General features: G+C 41.4%; 10 protein-coding genes. All 10 read left to right on the top strand.

What is annotated here, in order from left to right; all coding sequences use genetic code 11:
• Nucleotides 1–704 (top strand): LysM peptidoglycan-binding domain-containing protein (locus tag L654_RS0123375; RefSeq protein WP_024609192.1); only part of this gene is annotated, 704 nt, incomplete at its 5' end.
• On the top strand, nucleotides 701–1,570 hold the full coding sequence (locus L654_RS0123370) for a RodZ domain-containing protein (RefSeq protein ID WP_024591180.1): 870 nt from the start codon (nucleotides 701–703) through the stop codon (nucleotides 1,568–1,570). The genes L654_RS0123375 and L654_RS0123370, both read left to right, overlap by 4 nt.
• Before the next feature lie 5 nt (nucleotides 1,571–1,575).
• Entirely contained in the window at nucleotides 1,576–2,694 is a 1,119-nt protein-coding gene (gene ispG / locus L654_RS0123365; protein ID WP_010554970.1) for a flavodoxin-dependent (E)-4-hydroxy-3-methylbut-2-enyl-diphosphate synthase, read from the top strand.
• A 138-nt stretch (nucleotides 2,695–2,832) separates the two neighbouring features.
• Nucleotides 2,833–4,113 carry a histidine--tRNA ligase gene (hisS, locus tag L654_RS0123360; protein ID WP_024591179.1) on the top strand — a complete coding sequence of 427 codons (1,281 nt, stop codon included), beginning with the start codon at nucleotides 2,833–2,835 and terminating at the stop codon, nucleotides 4,111–4,113.
• 19 nt (nucleotides 4,114–4,132) lie between these two features.
• The gene (locus tag L654_RS0123355; RefSeq protein WP_007583431.1) at nucleotides 4,133–4,753 is read left to right on the top strand and encodes a tetratricopeptide repeat protein; all 621 of its coding nucleotides are present in this window, start codon (nucleotides 4,133–4,135) and stop codon (nucleotides 4,751–4,753) included.
• A 10-nt stretch (nucleotides 4,754–4,763) separates the two neighbouring features.
• Entirely contained in the window at nucleotides 4,764–5,942 is a 1,179-nt protein-coding gene (gene bamB, locus L654_RS0123350; protein ID WP_007583433.1) for an outer membrane protein assembly factor BamB, read from the top strand.
• A gap of 74 nt (nucleotides 5,943–6,016) precedes the next feature.
• Nucleotides 6,017–7,483 carry a ribosome biogenesis GTPase Der gene (gene der / locus L654_RS0123345; protein WP_024592997.1) on the top strand — a complete coding sequence of 489 codons (1,467 nt, stop codon included), beginning with the start codon at nucleotides 6,017–6,019 and terminating at the stop codon, nucleotides 7,481–7,483.
• Between the two features lie 234 nt (nucleotides 7,484–7,717).
• A complete protein-coding gene (locus L654_RS0123335; protein WP_024607783.1) occupies nucleotides 7,718–8,551 on the top strand; it encodes a tyrosine-type recombinase/integrase in 834 nt (277 codons plus the stop codon).
• On the top strand, nucleotides 8,548–8,958 hold the full coding sequence (locus tag L654_RS1000000128475; protein WP_225305730.1) for a transposase zinc-binding domain-containing protein: 411 nt from the start codon (nucleotides 8,548–8,550) through the stop codon (nucleotides 8,956–8,958). Before L654_RS0123335 ends, L654_RS1000000128475 begins: the two co-directional genes overlap by 4 nt.
• A gap of 2 nt (nucleotides 8,959–8,960) precedes the next feature.
• A partial coding sequence (locus tag L654_RS1000000128470; protein WP_225305731.1) for a transposase occupies nucleotides 8,961–9,421 on the top strand: 461 nt, incomplete at its 3' end.

Genomic DNA, 9,421 nt, shown 5'->3' with positions numbered 1-9,421 from the left:
CGGCTGTTATGCTTGCACTTACTACTGAGCACGACTCTGCAGATTCCGTAGTAGCTGCACCTAAAAAAGCTAAGTCCGTTTACGAACCTCAAAAAGAAGTTATAGCAACAAAACAACCAGCTAAAGCCGATGACGAGGTAACAATAATTTCGTTTGGCGCACCTAAAACAGGCCAGTTTAATTCGCAGCAAACTAGTAACTATAGTAATTCAGTTCCTGCAGTTACCGCTCAAAAAAATAGTAGTGACGTGGTATTCTACGAAGCGACTAAAAATACAACTGTATTTGAAAATAGCAGCTATCAAAATGATGCCGATATTGAATTTAAAAGTTACGAAGCAGTACAAAAAACTGAGATCCCAATGCTTAACCCTAAAGTATCGCCTTTACGCGTGCCATTTCACGTAATTGCTGTTGGCGAAAACCTATTTAGCATTTCGGTGCGATACAATGTTAAACTACAAAAGCTCCTGCAATGGAATGGTCTAAAAGAGTCGGATCGGGTAATGAATGGAAGTAAAATATACCTAAACGATCCAAATATTTATTACGAAATTAAAGCTGGTGATTCCCTTTACGATATAGCTACCCAGCGGCATGTATTAATTGATGAATTAATGCGATGGAATAAATTAAGTCCTGATATAGCACTAAAACCAGGGCACAAACTTTTACTAGTGGATCCAGACTCATACACATTATGAATGAAGAAAATACGCAAACACAGAGCGAACAGCCAACTGTAGGCCAGATATTAAAAAATCACAGAGAACAAGCGAACGTTAGCATAGCGACTATTGCTGCACCGTTAAAGCTGTCTGAACTTCAAATTAAGCGCCTTGAAAATGATGAATTTACATTACTCGGCCCTATTACTTTTGTTAAAGGCTATATAAAAAACTATTGCCGTGAATTAAAAGTAGATAGCGCACCTATATTAGCAATGATGCCAGCCCCACCGGAGCCGGCTAAACCCGCTAATATGCAGAGTTTTTCACGCCGTACAGAAAAAGAAGCAAACGACAGCCGTTTAATGTTTTTTAGCTATTTAATTTTAGCGATTGTTATTGGCTCATCTGCTTTATGGTTTTGGCAAAACGCGACACCTATTGAAGAGCAAACGAGTAACATAAACGTTGCCAACTCAAAAATGAGCGAGCGCCAAGCCGCTCAACCCAGTATTTCAGAGCAACAGCAACAAGCCGAAATTGACGATGAATCATTATTAGAATCACAAAGCACGTCTAGTGAAACATCAACAAGCCCAGAAATAGTTAAAGAAACGGCTCCTATTGCTTCTAACAATGCAAGCCAAGAAGATGCTAGCAGCACAATTGTCATGAACTTTAATGGCGAAAGTTGGGTTGAAATTTACGACGGCGAAGGCGAAAAAATAGCATTCGGCGTTAAAAAAGCAGGCTATATTATGACCGTAAGCGGTACGCCTCCTTTTTCAGTTGTGCTTGGTAAGCATGACGCTGTAGACATTACTTTAAACGGTGAACCTGTAGATGTTTCTGCATTTCCTCAAAACCGTTTAGCCAAATTTACATTACCACTAGCAGAGTAGTCGCTATGTTTTCAGAATCTCCAATTAAACGCAGAAAATCCACCCGAATCAATGTAGGTAACGTCCCTATTGGTGATGGTGCCCCTATTGCAGTGCAATCAATGACCAACACCGACACCATGGATGTTGATGCAACTGTTGCACAAATACAGGCAATACAAGATGCAGGTGCCGACATAGTCCGTGTATCAGTACCAACAATGGATGCAGCCGAAGCGTTTAAAAGTATAAAAGAGCAAGTAACGATTCCGCTAGTTGCAGATATTCACTTTGATTACCGTATAGCCTTAAAAGTAGCAAAATACGGTGTAGATTGCCTGCGTATAAACCCGGGGAATATAGGTAGTGAAGAGCGTATAAGAGCTGTGGTCGATTCTGCACGCGAGCATAACATTCCTATTCGTATTGGTGTAAATGGCGGTTCACTAGAGCGCGACTTACAAGAAAAATACGGCGAACCAACACCAGAAGCCTTATTAGAATCAGCAATGCGCCATGTAGATATATTGCGCCGCCTTGATTTTGACCAATTTAAAATATCAGTAAAAGCGTCTGACGTATTTTTAGCTGTAGGTGCATATCGCTTACTCGCTAAAGAAATAGACCAACCACTGCATTTAGGTATTACCGAAGCGGGCGGCATGCGCTCAGGCTCTGTTAAATCTGCAGTAGGTTTAGGTATGCTTCTTGCCGAAGGTATTGGCGATACCCTGCGTGTATCACTTGCTGCCGACCCGGTACAAGAAATTAAAGTCGGCTTTGATATCTTAAATTCATTGCGCATTCGTTCGCGTGGAATTAACTTTATTGCCTGCCCTAGCTGCTCACGCCAAGAGTTTGATGTAGTAAGCACCATGAACCAACTTGAAGAGCGCTTAGAGGATATTATCGAACCTATGTCAGTTTCGGTAATTGGTTGCGTTGTAAATGGACCAGGTGAAGCGCTTGTGAGTGATATAGGGCTTGCCGGTGCAAATCGTCGTTCTGGTTTGTATATAAATGGCGAACGCCAAAAAGCGCGCATTGATAACAACAACATTGTTGACCAGCTTGAAGGTTATGTACGCGACTTTATAGAAAAAAAGCAGAACCAAACACCGATTGACATAAAAATAGTCGAATAAATACCGCATAAAGCGCCAAACAGCGGTGTTTGGCGTTTACCTTTATAGCTAAAACGCTATAATGACGGGTCAATTTTTAGCATTCTTGTTGTGTAAGCATTTTTCATTACACAAAAAAACAGCATTTAGGATTTATCAGTGGCAAAACAAATTCAGGCAGTTCGCGGTATGAACGATTGTCTGCCGGGCGATACACAAGTTTGGCAGAAAGTAGAAAACATTTTACGCGAGACAGTAGCATCGTTCGGTTATCAAGAAATTCGTTTTCCTATTGTAGAATCAACCGACTTATTTAAACGCTCTATTGGTGAAGTTACCGATATAGTAGAAAAAGAAATGTACACCTTTGCCGATCGCAATGGCGACTTATTAACACTTCGCCCAGAAGGCACCGCAGTATGCGTACGTGCTGGCAACCAAAATGGCTTACTATACAACCAAGAACAACGCCTTTGGTACATGGGTCCAATGTTTCGTCACGAGCGTCCGCAAAAAGGTCGTTACCGTCAGTTTCACCAATTTGGTTTAGAAACATTTGGTATTGCTACAGCAGATATAGACGCAGAAGTTATTTTATTAACAGCGCAACTATGGGAAGCCTTTGGTATTACTGACCACGTTCGTTTAGAGCTAAATTCTTTAGGATCTAACGAAGCGCGTGCAGATTACCGTGATGCGTTAGTAGCCTACCTTGAGCAACACATTGATGTGCTTGATGAAGACTCAAAACGTCGTATGTATTCAAACCCATTACGCGTACTTGATAGCAAAAACCCAGACGTACAAGCAATTTTAACTGATGCACCTAAATTGTCTGAAAATTTAGATGCTGAATCAAAAGAACATTTTGAAAATTTATGTGAACGTTTAGACGCTGCTGGCGTCTCATATACGGTTAATGAAAAGTTAGTACGTGGTTTAGACTACTACAACCGCACTGTATTTGAATGGGTAACCGACAGTTTAGGTGCACAAGGCACTGTATGTGCTGGCGGACGTTACGATGGCTTAGTTGAACAACTTGGCGGCAAAGCAACGCCAGCAGTTGGTTTTGCAATGGGTCTAGAGCGCTTAGTATTATTACTACAAGCACTTGAGTGTGTAGGTGACATTCGTCGTAATGCTGATGTATATTTAGCAGCAATGGGCGACAAAGCAAGCATTCAAGCTCCTGCAATTGCAGCGCAACTACGTAAAGACGTACCGGGTTTACGCGTTATGGTACATGCGGGCGGCGGAAACTTTAAAAAACAATTAAAACGTGCTGATAAAAGCGATGCACTTGTTGCAGTAATTATTGGTGAAGATGAATTAGAAAAAGGCGTTGTGACCATCAAGTATTTGCGCGAGCGTAAAGAACAAGTCACATTAGAATTAGAACAAGCTAAAGCGCTATTAGCTGAGCTTATTAACGGCTAAGCGAACATTAGAGGTAAGAATGGATATTTATTCAACAGAAGAACAACAAGCAGAAGCCATTAAACGCTTTTTCCGTGAAAACGGCATTTCACTTGCGCTAGGTATACTTGTTGGCCTAGGTGGCTTATATGGCTGGAAAGCATATAACCAAAACCAAATTACTACCGCTGAAAAAGCATCAGATTCATATACAGCGCTTGTTGAAAGCGACGATGTATTATCTTCAGCTGATGCGTTTATTAGCGAAAATAAAGACACAAACTACGCAACACTTGCTGCATTCGTTGCTGCAAAAGACGCAGTAGAAGCGAAAAAACTAGACGTAGCAAGCGAAAAGCTAAGCTGGGTTGTGTCTAATACGCCAAATACAGAATTAAAAGCAATTGCGATTACACGTTTAGCACGTGTTCAAATTGCGCAAACTAAATATGACGATGCATTAACAACATTAAATGCACCATTACCTGAAGCGTTCAATGCAAACGTGGCCGAGCTTAAAGGCGACATTTACACTGAGCAAGGTAATAAAGATCAAGCACGTACTGCATACCAAGCAGCAATAGATGCGGGTGGATTAACAAGTAACCCACTATTACAAATTAAGTTAGATGACCTAGCAGTAACTAGCCCAGCGGCATAAGGTTTTAGGCATGAAAAAATTTACAACAGCAGCCCTTGCCCTATGTATGGCAACATTGATGGGTTGTTCATCAAGTGATGATGAAGATGAACTAGTACTTCCTGAAATTGTAAACCAATTTGAAACTGACGTTGTTTGGCAAGAATCTGTAGGTGATGGCGTAGAGCATTATTTTTCTCGTTTAACACCCGCAGTTTACAAAGATACTGTGTATGTTGCTAGCCGCGAAGGCCAAGTAGAAGCGCTTTCACTTGATAATGGCGATACAAAATGGGAAACCGATGTACGCCAAGATTTATCGTTTTGGCCTTGGGCTGACAACGGTAATGCAAAATTATCAGGTGGTATTTTGCAAGCCTATGGTAAAATTTATATTGGTTCTGAACACGGCTTTATTATTGCTCTTGATCGCGAAACTGGTGAAGAAGTTTGGCGTAAAAACGTACCAGGCGAATCTCTGTCTAAACCAACAGCAGGCGATGGCTTAATATTTGTAAATTTAGGCTCTGGTAAATTGTTAGCCCTTCACCCAGATACAGGCGAAGAGCGTTGGAGCTTTGAACAAGAAGTTCCACCACTAACATTACGCGGACAAAGCTCGCCAACCGTTGCTAACGGTGGTGTATTAGTAGGCCTTGAAACAGGCAAGCTAAGCGTATTAATTTCAGACAGTGGTTACTCAGCATGGAGCGCAGAAATTGCGGTTGCTAAAGGCGCATCAGAATTTGAACGCCTAGTTGACGTAGACACTCAACCACTTATTAGCGGTCCATACGCTTACGCTATAGCTTACAACGGAAACTTAGCCGCTGTAGATATTCGCTCTGGCAATGTTGTATGGAAACGCGAGTACAGCAGCTACCGCGAAATTGCGATGGATGCACAAACAATTTATTTAGTAGATAGCGATGGTGTTATTTACGCATTAGATAAAAATTCAGGTATTGAACGTTGGAGCCAACCCGCTCTACGCGGTTGGTACCTAACAGGCCCTGCAGTTGCAGGTAGCCACTTAGCTTTAGGCGACCAAGAAGGTAACCTACATTGGCTAAATAAAGAAACTGGCGAGCTAGTATCTCGTGAAGACTTTGACAGCTCGGGCTTTTTTGTTGAGCCAGTTGTTGCCGACGATAAGCTAATTTTATACACCCGTGATGGTGAAGTTAGTATGGTAAAAATACCAAACTAAGTTACTAATAGTCATATGGTTTTTTTAAGGCTTCGCACTGCGAAGCCTTTTGTTGTTTTTTAAAGAGGTAGTTTATGCTTCCCGTGATCGCTCTAGTTGGGCGACCCAATGTGGGCAAATCCACATTATTTAACCGTTTAACACGTACTCGTGATGCACTCGTAGCCGATTTTCCAGGTTTAACACGAGATAGAAAATATGGCCAAGCTAGTTACGATGGCTATGAATTTATCGTGGTAGACACGGGCGGTATTGATGGCTCAGAAGAAGGCATCGAAATCGAAATGGCAGATCAATCTCTGCTAGCTATTGAAGAAGCTGACATTGTTCTGTTTTTAGTAGATGCTCGTGTAGGTATGACCGTAGCTGACCAAGCAATTGCTAATCACTTGCGTAAACAAGATAAAAAGTGTTTTGTTGTTGCCAATAAAACCGATGGTATTGATGCAGATTCAAACTGTGCTGAATTTTACCAATTATCATTAGGTGAAATTCATCACATTGCTGCATCGCATGGCCGTGGTATTACGTTATTACTTGAGCAAACACTTCAGCCGCTTATTGCTGAATTAGCCGCACAAGACGAAGACGTAACAGGCGATGACGAAGAGCTTATTAATCTTTACGAAGAAGATGAAGACAGCGATACCGATCACCAGGCATTTGCAGACAAACCTGTAAAGCTTGCGATTATTGGTCGTCCTAACGTTGGTAAGTCAACGCTGACAAACCGTATACTGGGTGAAGATCGCGTAATTGTATACGACATGCCAGGTACAACACGTGACTCTATCTACATTCCGATGACTCGAAATGAAAAAGAGTATGTGTTAATTGACACCGCAGGTGTTCGTAAGCGTAAAAAAGTAAGCGACGTAGTTGAAAAGTTCTCTGTAATTAAAACGCTTCAAGCAATCGAAGATTGTAACGTTGTGTTATTGATTGTTGATGCTCGCGATGGTATTTCAGATCAAGATTTAAGCTTATTAGGCTTTGCTCTTAACTCAGGTCGTTCATTGGTAATTGCAGTGAACAAATGGGATGGATTAGACGATTACGTTAAAGATCGTATTAAATCAGAGCTCGATCGCCGTTTAGGCTTTATTGACTTTGCACGCCTACACTTTATATCTGCACTACACGGTACAGGTGTTGGTCATTTATTCGAGTCTGTTGACGAAGCGTATGAATCAGCTACTAAACGTATAAGTACTGCAATGTTACGTCGTATTATGGACATGGCTCAAGCCGATCACCAGCCGCCTCTTGTTCGTGGTCGTCGTGTTAAGCTCAAATATGCGCATGCCGGTGGTTATAACCCACCACGTATTGTTATTCACGGTAACCAAGTTAAAGATTTACCAGATAGTTATAAACGCTACCTGATGAACTATTACCGTAAAGCGCTTAAAATTATGGGCACACCTATCAAAATCGAATTTAGAGAAGGTGAAAACCCATTTGCTGGTCGTGTTAATAAAGTAACACTGTCGCAAAAGCGTAAAATACGTGCATTTGCTAAAGAAAACCGTAATAAATAAATTTGTTAAAAATTAGTTTATTGCAATAAAAACGGCGTACTTTTTAGTACGCCGTTTTTTATGCTTTATACCAATTAGCTTAATTAAGTGATCTATTTTGAGGCTTGAAAACGTGTTGATAGCTTGGCAAAAATCTCGCTATTTAGTTGTTGAACTAAGCCGCTACGCGGAGATCCTATTCTGACCATTTGAGCCACACTTACCTTGGGGTTATCCCATATTTGGAGGTAAGTCATGAATACACTCATTGAACAAGTCAAAACTGAAATAGCCTACCGTGGTTATTCACAAAGTACCTGTAAAAGTTATTGCGAGCATTTACTTAAACTCAGCCATTATTTTAATAAACCACTCAATTTAATTACTGATGATGAGCTGAATATCTTTTTTAAAGATCCCGCCATTCGCAAGCTCTCCAGAGCGAGTCAAAAAATACAAATAAACAGCATTTGGTTTTTGTTTAAGAATATTTTACACCGCCCACTGAACTTAGACATAGCCTTGCCTAAAGCAAAACCTCGGGCACCTACTTATTTATCGCGTGATGATATTCGACGACTTATAGAAAGTTGCACGGATATGCGCTTAAAAACATTGATAGTGGTGTGTTATGGATGTGGTTTGCGTATTGGCGAACTGCTGCGCATCAAAGTGCAAGACATCGATGGACAGCGTAAAACCATTTTAATTGAACATGGTAAAGGAGATAAGTCACGCTATGTTGTTGTATCAGATAGCGTGCTAAATCAATTACGTTGCTATTGGAAAATGTATCACCCAACGGGCTGGATGTTTTATTCACGATGGTTAATGGATAAACCCATGTCACCCTCAAGCTTCAGAAAGGCATTGAAAAAACATGCACAAATGTGTGGTTTAAAGCACTGTAATCCACATGTATTACGCCATGCTTATGCAACACATCAACTTGAGTTAGGGATGCCGCTTCATCAACTTCAACATCAGCTTGGTCACAGTGACATTAGAACCACGCAAAGTTACTTACACTGGTTACCTGAATTAGGGCATGGTGGTATTGATTTACTCGCAAGTTGGGGAAACCAATGAGCGGCTTACACCTCGCTGATATTTTAAATTCTGGCCTTGGGAATTATCGGCAGCACCACATAATGAGTTATCAGCAGTTACGAGTCTGCCAACACCTTCAATCATGCAGAACGGGTCAGCTCGGTTATCAAGCATGGCAATGTGATAACTGTAGTGAAGTACAACAAATTGGATGTAGCTGTCGAGATCGGCATTGCCCACGTTGCCAAGGTATGGCAACGGCTAAATGGGTGCAAAGACAACAAGAGGATTTATTATCGTGTCGCTATTTCCACCTTGTTTTTACGCTCCCGCATGAGTTAAATATCATTGCGCACTACAACCCAAACGCGTTGTATCACTGTTTATTTAAAGCCGCATGGCAAACGCTGGTAAATTTGCGAAACGAAAGAGGCATGGCCAGTTAGGCATGACAAGCGTACTGCATACGTGGGGGCAGAACTTAAGTCAGCATATTCACCTGCATTGCTTGATACCCGCAGGCGCGCTTGATAAAGCGCACTGGCATGAAATAGAAAAAGGCTATTTATACCCCGTTAAAGCATTATCAACAGTGTTTAGAGGGAAAATGCTCGCGGCGCTCAATGAATGCGATAGTTCATTCGCGAAGGTAAGCACACCAACCAAATGGTGCGTGTATAGCAAAGCCTGTTTAACGTACAGTGAAAAGCTAGTTAGTTACCTTGCTCGTTATACCCGAAAAGGCGTGATGTCAGAATCGCGATTAGTGTCAGCGACTGAAGAAACAGTGAGCTTTAAATACCGCGATTATGCAGATAACAACCGCGATAAAGTCATGACTCTGAGTTGTGATGAATTTTTACGGCGCTACTTACAACATGTATTGCCCAAAGGGTTTATGCGCATTCG

This window comes from Pseudoalteromonas sp. TAB23 (assembly GCF_000498075.1).
Classification (GTDB): domain Bacteria; phylum Pseudomonadota; class Gammaproteobacteria; order Enterobacterales; family Alteromonadaceae; genus Pseudoalteromonas; species Pseudoalteromonas arctica.
Note: the sequence above shows the minus strand (reverse complement) of the source record. Positions and strands in the feature narration are given on the sequence as shown.

Coding starts and splice junctions, on each gene's coding strand:
- L654_RS0123370 (WP_024591180.1), top strand. CDS start 701: ATGAATGAAGAAAATACGCAAACACAGAGCGAACAGCCAACTGTAGGC.
- ispG (WP_010554970.1), top strand. CDS start 1,576: ATGTTTTCAGAATCTCCAATTAAACGCAGAAAATCCACCCGAATCAAT.
- L654_RS0123355 (WP_007583431.1), top strand. CDS start 4,133: ATGGATATTTATTCAACAGAAGAACAACAAGCAGAAGCCATTAAACGC.
- bamB (WP_007583433.1), top strand. CDS start 4,764: ATGAAAAAATTTACAACAGCAGCCCTTGCCCTATGTATGGCAACATTG.
- der (WP_024592997.1), top strand. CDS start 6,017: ATGCTTCCCGTGATCGCTCTAGTTGGGCGACCCAATGTGGGCAAATCC.
- L654_RS0123335 (WP_024607783.1), top strand. CDS start 7,718: ATGAATACACTCATTGAACAAGTCAAAACTGAAATAGCCTACCGTGGT.
- L654_RS1000000128475 (WP_225305730.1), top strand. CDS start 8,548: ATGAGCGGCTTACACCTCGCTGATATTTTAAATTCTGGCCTTGGGAAT.